Annotated in this window: 21 protein-coding genes; 18 read left to right on the top strand and 3 right to left on the bottom strand. The window is 37.6% G+C overall.

What is annotated here, in order from left to right; genetic code table 11:
• Positions 1-173 precede the first annotated feature (173 nt).
• From HS960_RS23770 to HS960_RS23705, 14 genes are all read left to right on the top strand, one after another.
• Positions 174-1544, top strand: coding sequence for a hypothetical protein (locus HS960_RS23770; RefSeq protein ID WP_182330752.1), 1371 nt, complete (start codon positions 174-176; stop codon positions 1542-1544).
• Between the two features lie 5 nt (positions 1545-1549).
• Positions 1550-2557, top strand: a complete 1008-nt coding sequence (locus tag HS960_RS23765) for an SPFH domain-containing protein (protein ID WP_159727215.1) — start codon at positions 1550-1552, stop codon at positions 2555-2557.
• 81 nt (positions 2558-2638) lie between these two features.
• Positions 2639-2884 carry a hypothetical protein gene (locus HS960_RS23760; protein WP_120333696.1) on the top strand — a complete coding sequence of 82 codons (246 nt, stop codon included), beginning with the start codon at positions 2639-2641 and terminating at the stop codon, positions 2882-2884.
• A 191-nt stretch (positions 2885-3075) separates the two neighbouring features.
• Complete coding sequence (locus HS960_RS23755) at positions 3076-4362, top strand: citrate synthase (protein WP_153845662.1); 1287 nt, start codon at positions 3076-3078, stop codon at positions 4360-4362.
• 250 nt (positions 4363-4612) lie between these two features.
• Entirely contained in the window at positions 4613-5686 is a 1074-nt protein-coding gene (nuoH, locus tag HS960_RS23750; RefSeq protein WP_153845663.1) for an NADH-quinone oxidoreductase subunit NuoH, read from the top strand.
• A 3-nt stretch (positions 5687-5689) separates the two neighbouring features.
• Positions 5690-6253, top strand: a complete 564-nt coding sequence (locus HS960_RS23745; RefSeq protein ID WP_046672765.1) for a NuoI/complex I 23 kDa subunit family protein — start codon at positions 5690-5692, stop codon at positions 6251-6253.
• 3 nt (positions 6254-6256) lie between these two features.
• The gene (locus HS960_RS23740) at positions 6257-6799 is read left to right on the top strand and encodes an NADH-quinone oxidoreductase subunit J family protein (RefSeq protein ID WP_153845664.1); all 543 of its coding nucleotides are present in this window, start codon (positions 6257-6259) and stop codon (positions 6797-6799) included.
• Positions 6796-7104 carry an NADH-quinone oxidoreductase subunit NuoK gene (gene nuoK / locus HS960_RS23735; RefSeq protein WP_075994232.1) on the top strand — a complete coding sequence of 103 codons (309 nt, stop codon included), beginning with the start codon at positions 6796-6798 and terminating at the stop codon, positions 7102-7104. Before HS960_RS23740 ends, nuoK begins: the two co-directional genes overlap by 4 nt.
• Positions 7105-7107: 3 nt before the next feature.
• Entirely contained in the window at positions 7108-9162 is a 2055-nt protein-coding gene (locus HS960_RS23730) for an NADH-quinone oxidoreductase subunit 5 family protein (protein WP_182330751.1), read from the top strand.
• A gap of 3 nt (positions 9163-9165) precedes the next feature.
• A complete protein-coding gene (locus HS960_RS23725; protein ID WP_182330750.1) occupies positions 9166-10767 on the top strand; it encodes a complex I subunit 4 family protein in 1602 nt (533 codons plus the stop codon).
• Positions 10768-10773: 6 nt separating this feature from the next.
• Positions 10774-12258 (top strand): NADH-quinone oxidoreductase subunit N, encoded by a 1485-nt coding sequence (locus tag HS960_RS23720; protein ID WP_182330749.1) that lies wholly within the window; start codon positions 10774-10776, stop codon positions 12256-12258.
• Between the two features lie 108 nt (positions 12259-12366).
• The gene (locus HS960_RS23715; RefSeq protein WP_075994236.1) at positions 12367-12972 is read left to right on the top strand and encodes a DUF4254 domain-containing protein; all 606 of its coding nucleotides are present in this window, start codon (positions 12367-12369) and stop codon (positions 12970-12972) included.
• Between the two features lie 3 nt (positions 12973-12975).
• Entirely contained in the window at positions 12976-14001 is a 1026-nt protein-coding gene (locus HS960_RS23710) for a glycosyltransferase family 9 protein (RefSeq protein ID WP_182330748.1), read from the top strand.
• Entirely contained in the window at positions 13998-15107 is a 1110-nt protein-coding gene (locus HS960_RS23705) for a glycosyltransferase family 4 protein (protein WP_182330747.1), read from the top strand. The genes HS960_RS23710 and HS960_RS23705 overlap by 4 nt, the downstream gene beginning before the upstream one ends.
• On the opposite strand, the gene HS960_RS23700 is transcribed toward HS960_RS23705, so the two are convergent.
• On the bottom strand, positions 15102-16061 hold the full coding sequence (locus HS960_RS23700) for a glycosyl transferase family 90 (protein ID WP_182330746.1): 960 nt from the start codon (positions 16059-16061) through the stop codon (positions 15102-15104). The genes HS960_RS23705 and HS960_RS23700 overlap by 6 nt on opposite strands.
• Positions 16062-16092: 31 nt before the next feature.
• The gene (locus HS960_RS23695; protein WP_182330745.1) at positions 16093-16758 is read right to left on the bottom strand and encodes a glycosyltransferase family 32 protein; all 666 of its coding nucleotides are present in this window, start codon (positions 16756-16758) and stop codon (positions 16093-16095) included.
• A 357-nt stretch (positions 16759-17115) separates the two neighbouring features.
• Between HS960_RS23695 and HS960_RS23690 the strand changes: the two genes are divergently transcribed.
• On the top strand, positions 17116-17871 hold the full coding sequence (locus HS960_RS23690; protein ID WP_202883713.1) for a glycosyltransferase family 2 protein: 756 nt from the start codon (positions 17116-17118) through the stop codon (positions 17869-17871).
• Complete coding sequence (locus HS960_RS23685) at positions 17868-18881, top strand: glycosyltransferase family protein (RefSeq protein ID WP_182330744.1); 1014 nt, start codon at positions 17868-17870, stop codon at positions 18879-18881. Before HS960_RS23690 ends, HS960_RS23685 begins: the two co-directional genes overlap by 4 nt.
• A gap of 26 nt (positions 18882-18907) precedes the next feature.
• On the opposite strand, the gene HS960_RS23680 is transcribed toward HS960_RS23685, so the two are convergent.
• Positions 18908-19906 (bottom strand): hypothetical protein, encoded by a 999-nt coding sequence (locus HS960_RS23680; protein WP_182330743.1) that lies wholly within the window; start codon positions 19904-19906, stop codon positions 18908-18910.
• Between the two features lie 146 nt (positions 19907-20052).
• On the opposite strand from HS960_RS23680, the gene HS960_RS23675 reads away from it, so the two are divergent.
• Together HS960_RS23675 and HS960_RS23670 are read left to right on the top strand one after the other, a co-directional pair.
• Positions 20053-21078, top strand: coding sequence for a hypothetical protein (locus HS960_RS23675; protein WP_182330742.1), 1026 nt, complete (start codon positions 20053-20055; stop codon positions 21076-21078).
• A gap of 464 nt (positions 21079-21542) precedes the next feature.
• Positions 21543-22838: a glycosyltransferase gene (locus HS960_RS23670; protein WP_182330741.1), complete on the top strand. Its 1296-nt coding sequence runs from the start codon at positions 21543-21545 to the stop codon at positions 22836-22838.
• Positions 22839-22894: the final 56 nt, after the last annotated feature.

Genomic DNA, 22894 nt, shown 5'->3' with positions numbered 1-22894 from the left:
GAATATAAGTTAGCTGGCAGAAAATTTGCGATACGTTTATTTTAATTCTAAATTCATTCATAAATCGCTTCATCAATTGAAAAAAAAGAATTTCCACTGTATAAAATTGATAGCAATCAGTCGCACTGTTCATTCCAAAAGGAGATGGTTTAAAACAAATACAAGAAAGATAAATGGCTAAAAATATCAAAGCGATCAAATGTCCGCATTGTGGCAGTATAAAAATCACCACATTACGCCCCGATTATTACAAATGTGATAGCTGTGGAACAGAATTTTTTCTGGATAGTGATGACATCAATATCAACCACAACTATAACTACCCACGCAACAACCAAGATCAATATAAAGCCATACGGATTGTATTATTTGCTGTTGTAGGCTTTATTGCGCTTATGTTTGTCATTGGAGCCCTAAGCGCTATTTTTTCCAAAAAGCCAGCGCCCAATTATTCAACTTACAGCACTTCCAATACAGCAGAGAAAAAAGAAGAGGCCGAACCACTGGAATGGAACTATGCAAGCAACACGCTATTTTTGGATAAAGATAATACGCCACATGTTGTTGTCGTCGGTAATGTCGGAACCTTCAGAAAACGAATGGACGAAGGCAAGGACAATAAAGTTTATATCGGACTCTTCGATCCCAAAACAGGTAAAAAAGAATGGGTAAAGGCTTTGATGGAAACTCCCGTCGAACTGTCAAGCAGCGACGTCACACTTCAGGTATTTGAAGACCAGAATCTATATATCATCGTCAAATCCAAATATATTTATCAGCTGGACAGAAATACACTCACGTATAAAAGTGTCCTTGAGAACTATGTAAAAGATGCACCATCTTTAAGCACAGGCATCGCTAAAGTTGAATTTAAATACGAAGACTATGGTTCGGCCTATCAAATTGTCAACAATGAAGGACAAAACCTAGCTTATTATCCCTTGATTAACAAATCTATTCCCGACAAACAGCTGTACGACGAAAGAAGAAAAAAGCTTCCCAACCCAACTACAAAAACGGAATTTACCTTTTCAAGTAAATCCAGTTATTATCCAGAAGAAAAAATCCAGTTAATCCAATACAGTTACCAATATCAATATGGATTCCCAAAAGATAGCCCGCGATTTTCCTGGGATAAAGACTATGGCGGGTCGGGCATATTCACCGACCGCGATCCTTATAAAAAGGTATTGATTAATCCATGGCAATTTAAAGGCGCCCGTCTGATCAGCTTCAAAGACTTTACGCCAGGAAGACTTTACTTTCAGCCCGTAATCATTGCGCAGAATGACAAAACGCTACTCATTGCGTATAAACCAACGCCTGCTGAAGACGACCCTTTCCAGATCCAACTATTGGATGTGGCAACAGGCGCAATACAAAAAACAGTGACCACAGACCTTAAATCCATGTATGGAAATGGGAGCCTCCTCAAAGATGGTTTTATTATAAAGGGAGCCAGCGACTATTATTATTTTGATAATAGCGGCAAACAAATCAACAAGTTTGAAGGGTATAACCCCAAATTCGACACACTAAATTAAACACTATGGGACTATTTAATCTTTTTAACAACCAGCTTTCTGAAGTCATCGAGTGGAAAAACCAAGACCCTCGATTATTGTGGTATAAATTCCCATCCGAAAGGAATGAGATCAAAAATTCCAGCAAGCTGATCCTCGCTCCAGGGCAGGGTTGCATCCTTGTCTATGAAGGAAAAGGTGAAAACCTGTTGACTGAACCGGGAACGTACAACCTCAAAACGGACAACCATCCATTCTTTACCACTTTAGCGCGTTTGCGGCAGAACTTTGAATCCGAACATAAGCTTTACATCTACTTTTTTCGCACAGCCGCTATCGTCAATCAATCCTGGGGAACGGGGACACCTATTAAATACATCGACCCCCATTACAATTTACCAATAGAAATCGGCTTGAATGGTACGTTCTCTTACCTCATCAAGGAACCGGTACATTTCTATAAAAACATTGTAGCTAATCAAAATACGGTTAGCACAGCTGTCATTCAGGACATCATCAATAATCGGATCCCACAACAAATTATTGCGCAGATTGCACAAAAAAAACTGGGTTACAATGAGATTGACAGTCAACTGGGACTGTTATCCAACGACATCAAGACTGCGGTTGAACAAGATTTTAATGACCTTGGTCTCGACATTACGGATTTCAAAATCTTAGGAACTCAATTTGATCCCAATACACAACGAAGAATTGGAGAAATCGCCGATTTAAGCACACAAAATCAGGCGGCACAACAGGCGGGTCTAAGCTATGTTGAATTAGAAAAACTACGTGCGCTCCGTGATGCCGCTAAAAATGAAGGGGGAATCGCCGGTGTAGGGGCACAGCTGGGCGTCGGTATGGAACTCGGAAAACAGTTTGACCTTCAAAAAGAGGAGATTAAAGATCATATTCAGCAAGAGGGCGACTTTGTCGAGAAACTTCAAAAGCTGCAGCTGTTGCTCCGTGAGAACATCATTACCCAAGAAGAATTCGATACACTAAAAAAACAGATCCTCAACAAAATATAACGCATGCGGGGATATTCATCTGACGATTCAGCTCAATTATACCGAGGTGAATCAATTCATAACACATAAATTAATTCAGCTATGAAATACATATTCGGTATATTATTCACCTTGGTGATACTTTTCGTTGCCACCTATTTCCTACTGGGACTTTGGGGCATTAAGCTATTGGATGCAGAGAACTTCAGCAAAATATTGTGGACTACAGGAATTCTGACACTAACGTCCATTATTCTGGTGTGTTTTGTCATACTACCCTTTTTTGGATCGGGTAAACAGGGCAACTACGAAGACAAAGGAAAGGTTGCACAAAGAAAAATAGATTGATATTTTTTGCAAAATAAGATAATGTTAAATTTGAATAAATTATTTGCTTATTTAAGTAAATAATTAGTGAATATTATCCAAAATGACGCAATCATGTCATTTTAATTCCAAAAGAACTTTCAATTTTAAATATCAAATAGTTAAATTTGTGAGATTAGCATAACAAATCAGATATAAGATAATATATAAACATGTCAGATAAAGCATCTATAAATTTAGACGGCACTTCGTATGACCTTCCAGTCATTGTCGGTACTGAAAATGAAAAAGCAGTTGATATTTCCAAATTAAGAGATCTAAGCGGATTTATTACGTTAGACCCAGGATACAAAAACACAGGTGCAACGAAAAGTGCGATTACTTTCCTTGATGGCGAAAAAGGCATATTGAGATATAGAGGATATCCAATTGAACAATTGGCAGAGAAATCGACTTTCTTGGAAGTTGCTTATTTGTTGATTTATGGAGAGCTTCCAAAAAAAGAGGTATTGGAAAAATTCAGAGCTGACATCAAAAAGCAAATGATGATTCACGAAGATATGAAAAACTTCTTCGCTGGATTCCCATCCAAATCTCACCCAATGGGCCAACTTTCGTGTTTAGTAGGCGCATTGTCGGCATTTTATCCAGAATCTTTAAATCCAAACTTAACAGAAGAAGAAGAAGATCAAACGATCATCAATCTTTTGGCAAAAATGCCAACAATCGTTTCTTGGATTCAAAAGAAATCATTAGGTCATCCTGTTGTTTATCCAAAAAATAACCTTGGTTACATTGACAACTTCCTAAACATGCTGTTTGGAGAAGTGAATGATGAAAAAACATTTGATCCTGTTGTCATTGACGCCATGCACAAATTGTTGATTTTACATGCTGATCATGAGCAAAACTGTTCAACATCTACTGTTCGCATCGTTGGTTCATCCAATGCAAACCTTTATGCATCCGTTGCATCGGGTATCAATGCATTATGGGGACCATTACATGGTGGTGCAAACCAAGCCGTAATCGAGATGTTGGAGGCCATTAAAAATGATGGTGGTGATGCTGAAAAATATCTTGCTAAAGCAAAAGATAAAAACGACCCTTTCCGTTTAATGGGATTCGGTCACCGCGTTTACAAAAACTTCGACCCTCGTGCTAAGATTATCAAAAAAGCATGTGATGATATCTTGGAGAAATTAGGCGTTCAAGATCCGGTATTGGATATCGCTAAAAAGCTCGAAGAAGCAGCATTGAATGACCAATATTTCATCGACAGAAAACTTTATCCGAATGTTGACTTCTATTCAGGTATCATCTACCGTGCATTAGGTTTCAAAGCAGATATGTTTACCGTATTATTTGCTTTAGGCCGTCTACCGGGATGGATTGCACAATGGAAAGAAATGCGCGAAAACAAAGAGCCTATCGGTCGTCCTAGACAAGTATACGTTGGTCACACAGAACGCGACTACGTTGAATTTTCAAATCGTTAATCCGATTTCGATTTATATCCTAAAAAAGCATCCTTCGGGGTGCTTTTTTATTTTCACCCGAGCTAACATGAATGGCTTTACAGCTATCTGAAACCACCCACTCGAATAATATATGATTACTCGTCGTTACGCTATTGTCACGATAATCTACTTGTTAAGTATATTTTAATTTTTCCTTATCTAAATTCCTTGTTTTTCGTTAAGTTTGCGTATTCATTGGTCTCTTATTAAAAATCATTATAAATAAGGCTTGTTAGAAACAATACTACATATCTTGGTTCCCATTGCTATTTTCACCTTTATAGCAGCTTTCACCTTGTTTGCAGTATATGCCGAGCGAAAGATCGCGGGATTTGTACAAGATCGTCTAGGACCGATGGAAACAGGAAAGTATGGCAGTCTCCAAACGATCGCCGACATTCTCAAATTATTACAAAAAGAATTAATTACCCCCTCATCGGCCGATAAAATTCTCTTTAGAGTTGCTCCTATCGTTATTTTCGTGGCTGTTTTTACAGGTTTTGCCGTTATTCCATGGGCCAAAGATTTTATTCCAGCGGATACACATACGGGTCTGTTCTTCATAATGGCGATAATCTCCATTGATGCTTTGGGCATTTTAATGGCTGGTTGGGGATCTAACAACAAATATTCTTTATTAGGATCCATGCGTGCCATAGCACAGATGGTGTCCTATGAAATTCCGGTAGGCCTCTCGCTGATTACGGTCGTTATGCTAACCCAAACCCTAAATTTGAATGAAATCGCTATTGGGCAAGGCATCCTAACCAATGGAAGCATTAAATTCTTAGGTCTTTGGGAAGTCAATGAGATTGGGGGCCTCTTCGCCTGGAATATTTTTCAGGCCCCACATTTGATTATCACCTACATCATATTCTTTATCGCAACCCTTGCCGAATGTAATCGTGCTCCCTTTGATATCCCGGAAGCCGAATCTGAATTGGTCGGTGGCTTCCATACGGAATATGGCGGGATACAATTTGCCTTTATCTTTTTGGCGGAGTATGCCATGATGTTTTTGGTCTCGATGTTGGGGGTTGTCCTCTTCTTAGGAGCTTGGAATACACCATTACCAAACATAGGTGTGATACGTTTGGCCGATTGGACCACAGGCTTAGTGTGGGGAATATTTTGGACCTTAGCAAAATCATTATTTATTGTCGGTATCCAAATGTGGATTCGATGGACATTACCTCGGTTACGTGCAGACCAACTGATGAGTTTATGTTGGAAAGTATTGACACCGTTGGCTTTTATTTGTATGGCCATTTCTGCAATTTGGCGAATTTTAGTTATAGCATAGGATATGATATTTAAAACGGCTTCGCATGCATTTCGTACGGCAATCAAGGGTTTATCTTTGACTGTTAAACACTTGTTTGGTGCCCGACGTTCGCGAACGGAATTAAATATTAAAAAGGATAACTACTTTGATCAGCAGGAAGGTATTGTTACTGTTCAATATCCGCGTGAAAAAATGCCTATCCCCGAGGTTGCCCGCTATCAACTGCAAGTCGATATCGAGGACTGTATTGTATGTGATTTATGCGCAAAGGCTTGTCCTGTCGACTGCATCGAAATCGAAGCCATCAAATCACCGGAAGCGATTGGAAAAACCTCAGATGGTAGCGTTAAAAGACTATACCCGGCCAAATTCAACATTGATATGGCTAAATGTATGTATTGTGGGCTATGTACTGTCGTATGTCCGACAGAATGTATTACCATGACCAACGAATATGACCGCAGCTCACAAAAACTGACTGATCTTATCTATGGTTTTTCAGATATGACCGATAGCGAGGTTGCACAACGTAAAGCAGAATGGACCAAGTTTCAAGCTGAAAAGGAGGCAGCAAAGCAAAAATAAAAGATGGAAAGTATTTTATTCTACGCCTTTGCTACCCTAGCAATCGGTTCAGCACTTTTGCTCGTCAATCTTAAAAATATTGCGCGTGCTTTATTCCTGTTTTTTATTGTCTTATTTGCAATGGCAGGACTTTACCTATTTGCTTTAGCCGATTTCGTGGCCATTACACAAATTATGGTTTATGTTGGCGGCGTGCTCATATTGATGTTATTTGCCTTTATGCTTTCCAATAAAGAGCTTTTAAAAGATCTCCAAGATAGCAGCGGTTCATTCTTAAGCATACCCAAATGGCAGACTATTCCAGTAGTGCTTGGCTTCCTGTTCCTAATGCTATACGGCATTATTGAATGGCAACAAGCCCCGTCTGCGTGGATTTTACAAGCTAGAGAAAATAACACCGAGATTGTCGCAACAGACAATAATATTCATCAGATCGGATTACGTTTTATGACTTTTTATGTATTGCCATTTGAAATCATATCCGTGTTTTTGATGATGGCCTTGATAGGAGCCTCACATTTATCCAGAAAGGAGCGTACAATATGATTACGCTGACGCATTTTTTAGTTGTCAGTGCCTGCATCTTTTGCATTGGTCTCTATACCGTTCTTTCCAAGAAAAATGCAATTATGATTTTGGTCGGTATTGAGTTGATGATCAATGCAGCTATCCTGAACTTTGTTGCTTTTGGAAAATATGATAAATTGAGTTATGGTGGGCAAATTTTTGCATTATTTGCCATCGTTCTTGCTGCGGCCGCAGTCGCTGTTGGATTGGCTATCGTATTAAATGTTTATAGACATTACAAAACCATTAATCCGGATGAGATAAACCAATTAAAAGACAAGTAAACATTGGATCAATTTGTTCACATATCGCCCCATTTGACCGCGCTACTTACCTTGGCAGCACCATTAGCGGCATTCATATATCAAGCAATAGTAGGCAAACGCGACCAGTCCGGCCTTGTTTCTCTCACGGCTATCATCCTTAGCTTTATCGCTGGCGGCTTCACCTGGTTCTCCATATGGAATAATCCGACAGTATCAATTCAGGTAAATTGGTTCACCATTGGTGAAACATCATTTAAAGTTGGTATCCTGCTGAACAATTTGAGCACTTTGATGCTTTTTTTGGTACCGACTGTTGCCTTACCCGTACATATATACTCCAGAGCCTATATGCATGGCGATTCAGGTATTCACCGTTATTGGATGTATCTCAGCCTTTTCTGTTTTGCGATGTTGGGATTGGTCATTATGGATAGCCTACTGTTGATGTATGTTTTTTGGGAATTGGTCGGTTTTGCATCGTATCTCCTCATCGGCTTCTGGTTCACACGTGAAACAGCTGTACAAGCCAATAAAAAGGCATTTTTGGTCAATCGCATCGGCGACCTCGGTTTTCTAATCGGGCTTGCGATCCTATTTACACAGTTCAAAACCCTCAATTTAATCGATCTATTTGGGGACAATGGCTTAATCTATCAATCCACAATCGCCCAAGGATTATGGATATCTCCAGTCAATAGCTTACCTCAGATTTGGCTTACCATTGCAGGGTTAGCCTTCTTCTTGGCAGCTATGGCTAAATCTGCACAATTTCCGTTACATGTATGGCTTCCTGATGCCATGGAAGGCCCTACATCCGTATCTTCGTTGATTCACGCCGCGACAATGGTTGCTGCTGGTGTATTCCTGCTGGCTACCGTATTTCCATTATTTAATGAATCTGCCTTATTATTTATTGCCATCATTGGTACAATAACCGCTGCTTTGGCCGCATACTTTGCGCTTGGCCAATACGACATCAAACGTATTCTTGCCTTTTCGACCATATCGCAGCTTGGTTTTATGATGGTTGGAATTGGTATTGGAACATGGGATGCTGCTTTATTTCATCTGACAACTCATGCTTTCTTTAAGTGTCTGTTGTTTCTTTCCGCCGGAGCTGTCATTCATGAAATGGCCCATCTTAAAGAACATAGTCACCTGGACTTTGACCCGCAGGATTTACGGAATATGGGCGGGCTACGTCAATATATGCCAAAGACCTTCGTGCTGATGAGCATAGCTTCGCTAGCACTTGCAGGATTCCCTTTGACTTCAGGTTATCTATCCAAAGATAGTATTGTTATCTCCTCCTTTGAATGGGCTATTTCAAAAGGTAACTTATACCTTATCATCCCCATAAGTTTGATTCTGGTGAGTATTTTAACGGCTTTCTACATTGGTCGTTTGCTATTCAAAGCCTTTTTTGGGGAGTTCAGACTGTTGAAACAACTTCAGGGCAAACTACATGATCAACCGCTACATGAAGCGCCAAAAACCATGTTGATCCCAATGTTTGTTTTGGGACTGTTCTGCTTATTCCCACTATTTTCTTTCAACCCTTTTTCGTATCACGATTCCTGGTTGATGGACGGCCTTTTATTGGATGAATATACTTTTGCACCAAGTCACAGTGCACACCTTATTATCCCTGCAATACTGCTTCTTGGTTCTGCTATTGGCTGGATCATCGGCTGGAAATGGTATGTACAAAATAAATACCCTTTAAACCCCGCTAGCCAGGCGTTAAAAGCCGCTTTCAACCAGGGGTATATCAATGAATTTTACGAAGCAGTCTTTGTTAATGGCACATTAAAATTAGCACAGTTCTGTTATTGGTTTGACCGTCATATCGTTGACGCTTTCGTTTCTTTGATTCAGTTTATCGTCTTATCCCTTTCTCAGCTAAGTGTTTGGATAGACAAATATATTGTAGATGGTTTTGTTAATACGGTTGCTACTGTAGCCTATTGGACAGGCAATCAGGTTCGCCTGGTCCAAAACGGAAAGATACAGACAACATTGTATTCCGTCTTTTTATTAGTTTTACTTGGTTTAATTTATCTTATATTCTTTTAGGAAATGCCTATTTTATCCTTATTGATATTTTTACCGCTATTGGCTACGGCGCTCATTCTCGCCCTACCAACACGATATAAATCGAGTTACAAATATATTGCTTTAGCATTCACAGCAATACAATTTGTACTAGCCGGAATATGTTATGCACAATTTGATGCAAGCAAAACAGGAGTCCAAGATCTGGCGGGCTATCAATTTGTTGAACAGCTTTCCTGGATCCGATTAGATTTAGGATCAATAGGTAAATTAGAGATCGATTATCTTATTGGTATTGATGGGATCTCCATGCCCTTGTTATTGCTGAGTGCTTTCGTTATGCTGATGGCTATAGGCGCCTCTTGGAATATCCAGAAAAGTCCGAAGGGATACTTTGCCTTGCTCATGGTACTTAATATGGCCGTTATGGGGATTTTCTGCGCATTGGATTTCTTCCTATTCTATTTGTTTTATGAAGTCATGTTACTGCCACTCTACTTCTTGATCGGTATCTGGGGTGGTGCAAGACGCGAATACGCGGCTATAAAATTCTTTCTATATACCCTATTCGGGTCTGTATTTATGTTGCTGATTATCGTAGGATTGTATTTTTCAGTAATCAACCCTTTGACTGGAGCACATACCTTCAACATGATCTATATGATGAATCCACAGAATTATCTTGAGGGTTCTATTTTCGGCTGGGAGGGTTACCAGGAAATTTTGGGCATTTCGGCTCGGCTGATCGGTTTCATTGTGCTCTTCTTTGCCTTTGCCATTAAAGTACCCATTGTTCCCCTACACACTTGGCTACCGGATGCGCACGTTGAAGCGCCGACACCAGTATCTATTATTCTTGCCGGTATCCTCCTGAAAATTGGTGGTTACGGTATCATCCGTATCTGTTATAGCATCTTTCCCGATATGGCAGCCTTATCCAATTGGTGGCTTGGATTAATCGGTGTTGTATCCATTATTTATGGAGCCTTGAATGCCTTATCACAAAAAGACCTGAAACGAATGATTGCTTATTCATCGGTCTCTCATATGGGTTTTGTGCTGCTTGGTATTGCATCGCTGACTGCCGAAGGTATTTCTGGCGCCATGTTTCAGATGATTTCCCATGGATTCTTATCAGCGGCACTCTTTTTCCTTGTTGGCGTGGTCTATGACCGAGTACATGACAGAAATATCTATAGTTTCCGTGGCCTAGCTCAAATTATGCCTAAATACACCGGTTACGTCGCTGTCGCATTTTTCGCATCCCTGGGCCTGCCCGGCTTTTCAGCCTTTATTGGTGAAGCCTTTGTCATTATCGGTTCCTTCAATGCAGCGAGTATAGGAACCGGGTTACCGCGCTGGATGGCACTTGCGGGCTCCATAGGTATCCTATTAAGTGCAGCCTATCTACTTTGGACACTGCAACGTATGTTCTTTGGACAAATTCGCTTAAAAGGTGGTGAATCTTGGAGTAATGCACTTACAGACCTAAATTCACGCGAACAGATCATCTTATTTCCTACCCTAGCGCTCGCCTTATTACTTGGTATTATGCCAGCTTTAGTATTTAACAATTTGAACGCAAGTGTTCTGAATCTTGTGAGCTTTATCCAACAATTTATCTAATCCAGCATGCTCGCATTCAGTCCATATATCAGTTCTTTCATCGATCAGATTATCGTCAGTATTCCGTATTTCAAACCTGAACTGACACTGATCATCACTTTTATTGGAACTATTCTAGCTAGTCTTTTTGCTGACAAACACTGGAAGAATACGTCTTTTGTCGTAACCATCATCGGGTTATTGTTCAGCGGCTGTTACCTCGTTGGACAAGGCCTCACTAAGGTAGAGATGGCTGGCTTTTTTGATATGATCCAGGTTGATGCTTTCGCTACTTCGGCACGACTGATTATCCTGTTGTCAACAATTCTCATTTGTATATTCATTCAACAACGCCATCAAGCGTATGACCGCCCCTTAGGTGATCTCTATGCGGTACTATTGACAGCAACATTGGGTCTGAATCTATTGACTATGTCGAGCAATTGGCTGATGATATTTATTGCTGTCGAAACGGTTTCGATTAGCTCCTATATCATGGTGGGTTATTTCTCCACCACTAAAATTCAATCGGAAGCTGCTTTAAAATATGTACTCTTTGGATCGATCTGTGCTGCCGTTATGCTCTATGGCTTGTCTTTATTATACGGTTTCACGGGAAACCTGAATTTTGACGCTCCAAGTCACATTGCTGGCTTGATGGAAGCACCCCAGATCATGATCAGCATTGCTTTACTATTTTTGCTGACAGGTATTGGTTTCAAACTGAGTTTTTTCCCTTTTCATGTCTGGAGTCCGGATGTTTACCAAGGTGCCCCAACAGTTATTACAACCTATCTCGCTACAGTACCCAAAATTGCTGTTGTTGTGCTATTATCCAAGATACTTTCAGCCTGGCTTAACGTGTCCTTTTATTTTAGTGATTTCTTGACTTATGTGATTATTGCGATCGCCATTGCAACTATGCTGATTGGTAATTTAGCAGCTTTACGCCAACAGGATGCCAAAAGGATGATGGCCTATTCTTCTATTGGGCATACGGGGATACTTCTTATGGCTGTATTGGTTTATCAAAATAATGAATCAAATGTGTTGTTATTTTATCTATCCATATACGCTTTGATGAATATTGCGGTATTCATCTTTATTGATGCTCTAGAAGCTAGTTTAGGAAATACTTCAATTGAATCGTATCGCGGCTTAGGAAAGCAGTACCCACTGCTGTTCACCTCCTTTTCAATTGTTTTAATCGCTTTGGTGGGGCTCCCCCCTACTGCAGGTTTTGTTGGAAAACTTTTGGTCTTTTCCAAAGTGTTCGAACAATACCAAAACTTCCAATCCTTTAGTTTATTGGCATTGCTCCTAGTTGGTGCATTGACCTCTGTCATTTCCCTATTTTATTATTTTAAAATACCACTGAATGCGTTTTTAAGGGACAATACGGGATCTCCAGCAGTTAATTTCAATATGGTACTCTTGTGTATCGGAATCTTATGTACAGTAGCCGTGTTGATCTTAGGTATCTTTCCCGATTTATTACTTTCGGTATTCTAGAAAACAGGAAACTTCTTTCATTTTAAATAAGTCTATTGTCCAATTCATTCCCTTAATGTCTGCGTTGAATAGTAAGAATAACTCCATAATATATTTTATATTTGTACCATGATTAGTGCAATAGCAAATCCAATTTTTCAGCGTGCTATCCAGGATTACCACGTATACGATCAGATTGATCATCCAATCCAAAATCCGTATGACAAACAATCCCTGGAACATCTCCTCTATTTAAAATGCTGGATTGACACCGTGCAATGGCATATGGAAGATGTGGTACGTAATCCCTCGATTGAACCCCAAGAAGGCTTATACTGGAAAAGACGTATTGATGAATCCAATCAGTACCGCACAGATACCGTAGAGTATATTGATAGTTATTTTCTACAAAAATTTCAAGATATACAGGCGAGTCCTACAGCAACAATCAATACTGAAAGTCCGGCATGGGCTATTGATAGACTTTCCATTCTGGCTTTAAAAATCTACCACATGGAACAGGAAACATTGCGCACAGATGCTTCCGAAGCACATATTATTTCCTGCCAAGAAAAACTGAACGTTTTATTGGAACAACGGAAAGATTTGTCCCAAAGTATTGATGAATTGATGACCGCAATCGCATCTGGCGATAAATACATGAAGGTTTATAAACAGATGAAAATGTATAACGACCCTTCATTGAACCCTGTCCTATATTCTTCAGGAAAATAAAACATGTCCTTACCGCAACGGATCATAGTAACCCGATTTTCAGCTATGGGCGATGTTGCCATGGTTGCCTCAGTGTTGAAAGAATTCTGCATTCAGTACCCTGATGTAGAAATTATTATGGTCAGCAGGCAATTCTTTGCCCCATTCTTTGATGGAATCAAAAGTATACGGTTTCACGCTATTGAGCCCAAAACAATTCATAAAGGTTTCTTTGGATTAGTCAAGCTAAAAAAGGAACTGGCTCAATACGGCGCAGATGCTGTGGCAGACTTACATTTCAATTTACGCTCCCGCGTAATCGATCTTTTATTTTCCCTATCGGGCGTAAAAGTAAAGCAGCTTGACAAAGGGCGGGAAGAAAAAAAAGCCTTAACCCGGGAAAACAACAAAATTAAGATTCCTTTAAAGCTAACGGTCGAGCGCTATGCAGACGTATTTCGTGCATTAGGCTTCAAATTTGAGCTCAGCAAAAAATTGGTTTCTAATTTGCAAGATGTACCCAAAGCTGCTTTTAGTATGTTCGCAAACTTCGATCGAAAGAAAATTGGCATTTCTCCATTTGCACAACATCGTTATAAGATTTTCCCTCAAACCAAAATGGAAAATGTGATAGACGAACTCACGCACAATGGCTATGATGTTTTGTTGTTCGGCGGTGGCGAACAAGAGTTCCAAATTGCCCAAAACTGGACTGAGCGATTTCCCAACACCTATAATACCATAGGCAAATTTTCGCTGCGGGAGGAACTGGATTTGATATCCAATCTGGATCTTATGATCAGCATGGATTCTTCGGGACTTCATATGGCATCGTTAATGGGCGTAAGGTGTCTTTCTTTGTGGGGAGCAACGCATCCTTATGCTGGATTCACAGGTTATGGGCAGCAGCTAACAGACTGCATCCAAGTTGAGCACCCCAATAGACCAAGTTCAGTCTATGGCAACAAGCCCTGTGATTGTGATGGAATAGAAGCAATTGATTTAATTACACCGGAAATGGTGATCGAAAAAATAAACGGAATAAGATGAGGATTGGGTTCGATGCAAAACGCTATTTTTTAAACAAGACCGGTCTAGGGAATTATAGTCGGGACTTAATTCGTATGCTCGAAAAGTATGCTCCCGAAAATGAGTATCTAAAATATACACCAAAAACTGGTGATCAATATATCAATCAACCAACATCTCAAAAAAATATCCGGTTGCCACAGGGTTTTATCAACACTACTTGGCCTAATCTCTGGCGAAATCAACGTATTGTTCAGGATTTGAAAAAAGATAAAGTTGATATTTACCATGGACTGTCTGGTGAAATTCCATTAGGTTTAGCAAAGGCACATATTAAATCTATCGTTACCATTCATGATTTAATTTTTTTGAGACATCCTGAACTTTATCATCCAATTGACCGTTGGATTTATAAGAAGAAATTCAAGCATGCCTGCGAGGCATCTGATCGTATCGTTGCCATAAGTGAATGTACTAAAAACGATATTGTCGACCTTTTTCATATACCCGAAGAAAAAATCGATGTTGTTTACCAAGGCTGCCATGAAGCATTTAAAACTATCAAAACTGAAGAGCAGAAAGCAAATCTTCGAGAAAAGTTAAAATTACCGCAGGATTTCTTATTGAATGTTGGAACCATTGAACCGCGTAAAAATATTTTACCAGTAGTGAAGGCCATAAAAGACCTTGATATCCCCCTTGTTATCGTAGGTAAACCAACACGTTACTATCAGGAGATCATGGCCTATCTGCAACAAAACAACATGGAAAACAGGATATTCTTTTTCCAAGGATTAGCAATGGAAGAATTGGCCGTTCTTTATGCATCGGCAACAATTTTCATTTATCCCTCAATTTATGAAGGCTTTGGCATTCCCATTATAGAGGCACTCTACTCTGGTACACCTGTGATCACCAGTAAAATGGGCGTATTCCCAGAAGCGGGGGGGCCGACATCTTGTTATATTGACCCTACAAATATTTCAGAGATAAAGCATGCTATAATATCCTTACTTAGTGATTCCTCCAAGCGAGATGAAATGATCGAAAAAGGATTGGAATTTGTTCAAAAATTTAATGATGAACTTGTTGCCAAACAGATGGCTTCTATTTATGCCAGCTTATAAATCGACCGACTGACCCGTTGAAACAAAATACTTCTTCAATACATGAAGAGAAACGAACTCTTCTTGTGCCTGATCCATAAATAATTTCACATAAGCATTGGCCTGTTTAACAATTGTTTCAGCCTCGTCGGGATGATCTATATAAAACTGTAATTTTTCTTCCAGGTCCGAATAATCGTTTTTAATACAGATAAAATGATAGTCCGGTAATAAGGTTCCTTCCATAAACCAGGTTTCATACGTTGGCATCGGCATGACAGCGATGGAATTTGACGACATGATCCATTTTAAGTTGGTCGCTACGTCATTTCCTTCCAGGGCAAGAATAAATTTATAAGCTAAATGCCCAGTGATAGAAAGGTAATCGTGATCAGAAGACCTAAACGCTCTTTTTAAATCACATAAGGGATGACTATGGTATTGTTGAAAAAATAGTTCCCGATGTGCCTGTGCAAACTCACTCCTCCCAACAAGTCTATTTTTCTTCTTCCGAAAAGCAACATGGTCGGTAATAAAGTTAAAGTGCCGGCTCTTATCCAGGTTCAACAATACCGAGTTGGCATTGTCACCTGCGATTGGCCTACTTTTCACTAAGGCAGGTTTATCCGGAATAGCAATAATATCACCTGGAAGGATCTGAAATTTCAGTTGCTGATTAAAATAATCAAGAAATTGTTTACTATCAAAATAATAAACACGAATCTTCTCGGGCATCTTATAATCTTTGATCGGAATTGCATCGATTGACAAAGACCGCTGCGGAGATAGTTTATTATAATAGTTTATCCGAAACCGAACCCATTCAGACTGCTGGGTCAAATCTCTGTTCAGCAACACCGAGGCCTTTTTCCGTAGCAGAAACTTTGGTCTCAGCTGTCGTCCAAATACACTCAAATAATAAAAGAATTTAACATTCTTATTTTTTAAAAAGATCTTCTTGAAATTCAACTTCATAGCATATATAAGAAATAAGAGCTGTCGTTATCTAATCGTCCTTAGGTTTGACCACAGGTACACGAAGCTGCATTTTTTTCCAATGTAGTGAGCGATCGCCGTAAATCAGAATTTTACTTAGTTTATACTTGAACTTCAAAAGTCCCTGATAATCGTCGGTAATACGACGATAGGCAACCTGAGGATCTTCTTCTAAAACTAGATTTATTGCTTCCGTATAGACCGTTGGTCCTGTCATCTGATGGACATCATGTGGATATCTATTTTCCTCGATATTTCGTACGATCAATTCAATCGTCTTTTTCAGGAATGGGTGTCCTTTATCGTAGATCAATGCCCATTGCGCATAAAGACTTCTATTCTTCTCATGCGTAATCACCGCCGTATCTTCTGGTTTAATCACTTCATCCAAAACGCCAATAATATCACTATCTAAATCCAAATAGATACCGCCATGAACATACAAAACCGCATACCTAAAAAAATCCGCTTTAGCGGCACCGATCTGCAACCGGGCAAAAGCCTTATAAGTACGTTGATCAAAATTTTCACTAATGAGTGTATCAATTTGACCATCATCAAAAAACTGTCTAGTATAGCCTTTATTTCGCTTTAAAAATCGCCAAATATAAAACTTTGTCAACAAGGGTATCTTATTGGTCTTAAAAGTCTGATAGATAACTTTTGGAATCGCCACTTGGAATAAAAATTAAATTATGGTAATAAACAGCGTGTATAGTGATGTAAAAATAAATTCAAAACTATAAAACATGCAAAAATAACGATATATCCCTTACAAACACGTATTTTCTAATATTTAGTTAATCGCCTAGTGTTAATTAGAACAATACCTATTCACTTCACAAACATTTCATTTTTTTTATATTTTATTACAAAAAATATGTAATATATTTGTCACAAAGCAATAAAGCCCACCTTGGTGATCTACATTGTGAAAACATTAAATGTCATTTTTTCAACTAAATTGTAACGAATAAGTGAGCTTTCACGTTACAATAGCGTATGGTCCAATTTTTCAATTATATCGTATACCTTGAGTCAAAAAATAAGCGCTTTAATCATTACATACAATGAAGAGGATAATATAGTAGAAGTCCTCAAAAGCATGGAGTTTGCAGATGAGATCATCGTTTTGGATTCATTCAGTACTGATCGAACGGTTGAGTTAGCCGGTTTGCACCCCAAAGTGAAAATTTATCAGAACAAATTTGAGGATTTCACCAAACAGCGCAATTTGGCCTTGACTTATGCGAATAACGATTGGGTACTTTTTTTGGATGCCGACGAGCGTTTGACTGCTGCTTGCCAAACGGAGATATTATCGACAATAAACGATCCGCAAGCAAAAGACGCGTATTACATGTATCGCTTATTTTTCTTTTGTGGCGAACGCATTAATTTTTCGGGAACACAAAATGATAAAAATTTCCGTCTGTTCAAAAAAAGTAAAGCAACATACGACACCAAAAAAAAGGTGCACGAGACATTACTGGTTAATGGCACGATTGGTAGCTTAAAAAACAAGATATGGCATTATTCCTTTGCAGACTACGCGAGTTATAAGGAAAAAATGGTCCATTATGGCCAGCTTAAAGGGAGAGAGTTATACGCCAAAAATAAGCGGTATTCGCTCTTAAGTCACCTAGCTAAAGTGTCCTTTAAATTTTTTAAGGCATACTTTTTGAAACTAGGAATATTAGATGGGCGACGAGGATACCAACTTTGCTACTTACAGAGTCTCAGTGTACATGAAACTTTTAAGTCATTGAAAAGAGAAGAAAAAAAATGAAGATTTGCATTATAAGCTTTGATTACTGGAATTACGACCACCACATTGTAAAGAAATTGCAAGAGAAGGGTATTGATGCATCACATATCAATATGGGTGCCTATAAATACAAAAACTTCGGTGAGCGGGCTTCTAATGCAATCAGCAAAATTTTTCTGAATAAAAACATCAAACATGTAAAACGTCAGGAGTACGTAGTAAATACACTGAAAAAACTAGGTCCCCAAGATCAGATACTCGTTCTAAATCCCCATACATTAGATTATCAGACCATCAAAGAAATCAAATCATATACACCTTACTTAATTTCTTATCTCTATGACAACCTGGAGCGTTTTCCTGTAGAGGACCGTCTTAAGTTATTTGATAAGATCTACTCGTTTGAGGACAAAGATGTAAAAAAATATGGCTTTGAAAAGATAACAAACTACAACTATCTTTCAGAACAACCCATTCAGGCCGAAGAAATCGAAAATGATTTATTTTACATTACTTCCTATGATAAACGACGTATTAAGCTCCTTCGCAAACTCACGGTTCGTCTCTCTGCATTGGAAGTACGGAGTAAGATTATTGTAGTTGGAAAACAAGTATGGAAAGAGAAACTACGTAACTTTATATTAAGACCGGTTGGTTCAGCCCTCATAGAATTCCGGAAAAAGCCAATAAATAATGAAACAATACTAGAAGAGTATAAAAAATCCAAAGTTATCATCGATTTAATGCGCGAAGGACAGGCTGGATTAAGTTTTCGGGTTTTTGAAGCGATGGCTCTCGGAAAAAAGATTATAACCGATAATCAATCTATTCAGACCTATGATTTTTTTAAACCAGAAAACTTTTTAATTGTTAATGACGATCTTTCCAATATTGAAAATCAATTTTTCACCTTGTCATATCAGAGAATTCCGACAAGCTTATATCAAAAATATTCCCTTAATCATTGGGTAGATCATATTTTTGGAATTTCCTCGACGTTTGAATCTAAAAATATGATCTCCAGCTATTAGGGAGTATACCAAATTAAAATACTGTTTTAATTCTCCAAAATCCGAAATATCCAATTATCAAAATTATATCTATCCACTATTTCTGGATGAATTTCAGCATAAGGAGCATTCAAAAATTCACCTAAAGTGCGCTCATCATTATCTAAAACATAGATATTATTCGGGTGATAAAAATCATAACTCTTAACTTCATTATTATTGGTTATCAGCTTTCTACTGTATCCAATTGCTTCGAATACACGAAAAGACAATCCACTATGAGCATCCACTAAAAAGTCGACAAGGATTTCGTTCTGCAACGCTAAATGAATATTTTCTTCATAGGCCAAAGGAGAACTAATGTAGGTGATACCCGCTAACTGGTACTCGCTCGGCAAATCCCGCTCTCCAGTATATAAATAGAAATTAGGTGTACCACTGTTTTGCACAATAAGGTCAACAGCATCTTTAGTTTGCGACCACCTTACCTTCATAAAAGTTCCGACAAAAAAGAAAGAAGATTTTTTTGGTATTACTTCACGCCTATTGAAATGCCCAAAATAAAAATTGGTAGTTGGAATGAACCTATCATCCTCCCGATTGGCGTCTTTACGGTCAAATACAAAAAAGCGATCAAACTTTGAGACAAGTCGCTTTACTGCCGGATATCGATCAATGCCATCCCATTGATAAGCGATCAATTTATTTGTTTTCGACTTTATTTGATCAATAATTTCCTCGGGATAAATATCAGGTCGAATCAATAAGCAATAATCTGTCGGATGTTTCATCGTCTGCAAGCGCCGCATCACATTTTCTCCCAACGCCTTAAACTTCAATCGATTTTTGTACCCTTTGTCTTTCAGGACTGTTTTCCGATACAGGTTAACAAGTCTATCCCAAAGATTTCGGTACTTGAAAACATCATCATCATAGCTAATATCAATCACCTCAAATCCGAGCTGGTCAAGCCTACTTATCAATACCTTATAAATACTGAAGGTTCTTGGCATTCCAAGAATAATTCTCTTTTTTCGATCGCTCATCCTATTCTTTTTAGTTGATGGAATTCCAAAATTACCGTTTGAATCAAACAGAATAAAATAAAATCGTAACTTTGTTAACATCTCGATATTTTATATAAGATGTTATCGTATTTTACCCATTCAAGTCCGTTTTCAAAGTTAAAAGAATGCAAGAACGAACAACATTAGTCTTTGGTGCTCCTGAGGATTTTGGTTTTTCAGATGCAATAAAGGATGAGCTTACCAAGATTGGATATCATGTGGTAGATCTCTCTAAAATAAATAATAATTTTAAATACCCTAATCTTTCAACTAGGATTGTGAACCTAGTACGTAAAACTTTTCTGAAGGATAAAAAATATAAATCGACAATTCGTTCCAAGGTAATATCAGAAAATTTAATCGAAGAACTCGATAAATATCCTAATTTAAATTATGCATTATTCATTCGTCCAGATCTGTTTCCGTTGGATTTCTTTAAAAAAGTCAAAAATAAATTCAATAAAATAGTCGGTTACCATTGGGATGGCATTGATCGTTATGCGGGTGTCACCGATTATATTCCTTATTTCACCGATTTTTATGTTTTCGACCCAATAGATCTAAAATCTAAACTTAATGTTTTTGGTTGTACAAATTTTTATCTTCCCCACACTGTTTCGTCTTTAAATTATATAGAAACAGTAAGCGCATACTCCATCAATTCTTATCAAAAAGATAAAATTATACCTCTAACTGAAATTAAAAACACATTGGAATCTGCTTTGTTTCCATTCAATTTTATTATTTATTCGAAAAACAAAAACGAAATAAAAGAGGCCTATAACTTAGGGTTTAAAACAACATCATCAATGACTAATTATCAAGAAAATCTGCAAAATGTTTTGGCCTCGTCATTATTAATCGATGTGCAAATACAAAGCCAATCTGGTTTATCGTTCCGTATCTTTGAATCCATTGGTTATGAAAAAAAGCTGATTACGACTAATAAAGATATAGAAAATTATGAATTTTATGACCCTAATAACATTCTCATTTGGAACAATCAATCTCCTCAAGAATTTTTAAAATTTTACCATACTCCCTACAAGAAATTACCAAAAAGGATTAAAGAAAAGTATGCATTAGATAATTGGATAAAATTTGTTTTAAAGTCCAAGGATTTCGATCCCATTTCATTGCCAAAAAAATAGTCTGGCATAACATACATATATCAATCAATAATTTTAATATACATATTAGCAAATGCTTTTTTCAGACTATCCCGTACTATTGTTTCAACTTTTTAAAAAATTAAAGCAGCAGGTTAAAATACTAGATTCGTCTCAACAGGAAGGCTAGATTCAGTAGTAAAACGGACTGTATAATCTTAGAAAATCGATGAATAAAAGTTAAACATTAACATATATACTAATCTACCCCTAAATGATTTTCATTATATATGTGGCAAAATCTGATTAAAAACGTTTACATTTATTACACAATGTCTTTTTATTTTTAGCATTTCTATATATTGATAGTTTATCGTGTAGAAATACTACTTTTTTAGTTCTTAGCGAGCTTGTTAATTCATTTAAAAATTGTACAACATATAAATATTCATTAGTAAATACAAACTATGACATATTTATATGTTCATAAAACAAAAAAATCATACATGTCAGAGGTAAAAGGAATTAATATTCTTGGTTATATTCACAAACAATTTGGACTAGGTGAGGCCGTTCGGAGCAATATCCGTTCTATCAAAAGTGCCAATATCCCTTATGTTATCAATGATGTCAAATTTGAGATATCTCCTGATATCAAAGAAGAACGTAATAACTCTATTGAGATTATCGATGAAAATCCATATTCGGTCAATCTGATACAGATAAATTTTGACAATTTTTCAAAAGTAATTTCATCAAATAATAAATCCTATTTGAAGGGGAAATATAACATTGGTTTTTGGGCATGGGAGCTAGATTATTTCCCGACAGACTTTCAGGATTATATTGAAATCTTAGACGAAATCTGGGTACCAAGTAATTTCTGTCAAAACGCCATTGCGCAAGTTTCAAACAAGCCAGTACTTCGGTTTATGCACTCCATTAAAATCCCGACTACACAACTTTCTCGCGAAGCACTTAATCTTCCAAAAGAAAAATTCATTTTTCTTTCAATGTTCGATTATCACAGTATATTAGAGCGAAAAAATCCTTATTCTACTATTTCAGCCTTCGAAAAGGCCTTTGGTGAAAACAATACACAAGCTGTTCTAATAATAAAAACATCTGTTGGAGATAACTTCAAAGAATTGAAAGACAAATTAAAGAACAGGATTAAGACAAACTCAGCTATCATTTTAATAGAAGAAATTCTACCACGAGAGAGCTTGGATGCTCTGATTAATAATTGTGATGTTTTCGTTTCTTTACATCGATCTGAAGGTTTTGGCTTAACTTTAGCCGAAGCAATGTCCCTAGGTAAACCTGTTATAGCGACAGCCTATTCCGGTAATTTAGATTTTATGAATTTTGAAAATAGTTGTCTTGTGCCATATCAACTTATATCAACTGAAAAGAATTATGTCTATACAGGAGATGTTGAGACCTATTGGGCTGACCCTGACGTTGAATATGCAAGTAAACTGATGTTAAAATTGTTTAAAGAACGAGATTTTAGAACTTGCGTAGGGGAAAAAGCTAAAAATGAAGTAAAAAACCTATTAGATCCGGAAAATATAGGACTAGATATAAAAAATCGATTAGATTATATTTATCAATTTTGCGTTCCCAAAATTAAGATGGATATAAACCAGGTGGTCTTTAACCTTCAGCAAGAAAACACTATTCTTACAAGTAAATTGGCAGCTTTAAAAAGAACAAAGGTTGTTAAATGGAAGTTAAGGCTCAAAAACTTTACAAATAAAGTCTTCGGTAAAAACAAGACTTATATCTGGGAAGAATAAAAATATCTGTTTCATAAAGTGGGACAACATTTTATGAAACAGATATTTAACAATAA

It is taken from the genome of Sphingobacterium paramultivorum, from assembly GCF_014109745.1.
GTDB lineage: Bacteria > Bacteroidota > Bacteroidia > Sphingobacteriales > Sphingobacteriaceae > Sphingobacterium > Sphingobacterium paramultivorum.
This window is presented reverse-complemented; position numbering and strand designations above follow the sequence as displayed.

What these genes read in the sequence shown, in the direction of transcription:
- HS960_RS23765 (WP_159727215.1), top strand. Translation starts at nt 1,550, where the DNA reads ATGGGACTATTTAATCTTTTTAACAACCAGCTTTCTGAAGTCATCGAG.
- HS960_RS23770 (WP_182330752.1), top strand. Translation starts at nt 174, where the DNA reads ATGGCTAAAAATATCAAAGCGATCAAATGTCCGCATTGTGGCAGTATA.
- HS960_RS23670 (WP_182330741.1), top strand. Translation starts at nt 21,543, where the DNA reads ATGTCAGAGGTAAAAGGAATTAATATTCTTGGTTATATTCACAAACAA.
- HS960_RS23685 (WP_182330744.1), top strand. Translation starts at nt 17,868, where the DNA reads ATGAAGATTTGCATTATAAGCTTTGATTACTGGAATTACGACCACCAC.
- HS960_RS23740 (WP_153845664.1), top strand. Translation starts at nt 6,257, where the DNA reads ATGGAAAGTATTTTATTCTACGCCTTTGCTACCCTAGCAATCGGTTCA.
- HS960_RS23700 (WP_182330746.1), bottom strand. Translation starts at nt 16,061, where the DNA reads ATGAAGTTGAATTTCAAGAAGATCTTTTTAAAAAATAAGAATGTTAAA.
- HS960_RS23705 (WP_182330747.1), top strand. Translation starts at nt 13,998, where the DNA reads ATGAGGATTGGGTTCGATGCAAAACGCTATTTTTTAAACAAGACCGGT.
- HS960_RS23725 (WP_182330750.1), top strand. Translation starts at nt 9,166, where the DNA reads ATGCCTATTTTATCCTTATTGATATTTTTACCGCTATTGGCTACGGCG.
- HS960_RS23710 (WP_182330748.1), top strand. Translation starts at nt 12,976, where the DNA reads ATGTCCTTACCGCAACGGATCATAGTAACCCGATTTTCAGCTATGGGC.
- nuoK (WP_075994232.1), top strand. Translation starts at nt 6,796, where the DNA reads ATGATTACGCTGACGCATTTTTTAGTTGTCAGTGCCTGCATCTTTTGC.
- HS960_RS23720 (WP_182330749.1), top strand. Translation starts at nt 10,774, where the DNA reads ATGCTCGCATTCAGTCCATATATCAGTTCTTTCATCGATCAGATTATC.
- HS960_RS23675 (WP_182330742.1), top strand. Translation starts at nt 20,053, where the DNA reads ATGCAAGAACGAACAACATTAGTCTTTGGTGCTCCTGAGGATTTTGGT.
- HS960_RS23680 (WP_182330743.1), bottom strand. Translation starts at nt 19,906, where the DNA reads ATGAGCGATCGAAAAAAGAGAATTATTCTTGGAATGCCAAGAACCTTC.
- HS960_RS23755 (WP_153845662.1), top strand. Translation starts at nt 3,076, where the DNA reads ATGTCAGATAAAGCATCTATAAATTTAGACGGCACTTCGTATGACCTT.
- HS960_RS23745 (WP_046672765.1), top strand. Translation starts at nt 5,690, where the DNA reads ATGATATTTAAAACGGCTTCGCATGCATTTCGTACGGCAATCAAGGGT.
- HS960_RS23715 (WP_075994236.1), top strand. Translation starts at nt 12,367, where the DNA reads ATGATTAGTGCAATAGCAAATCCAATTTTTCAGCGTGCTATCCAGGAT.
- HS960_RS23760 (WP_120333696.1), top strand. Translation starts at nt 2,639, where the DNA reads ATGAAATACATATTCGGTATATTATTCACCTTGGTGATACTTTTCGTT.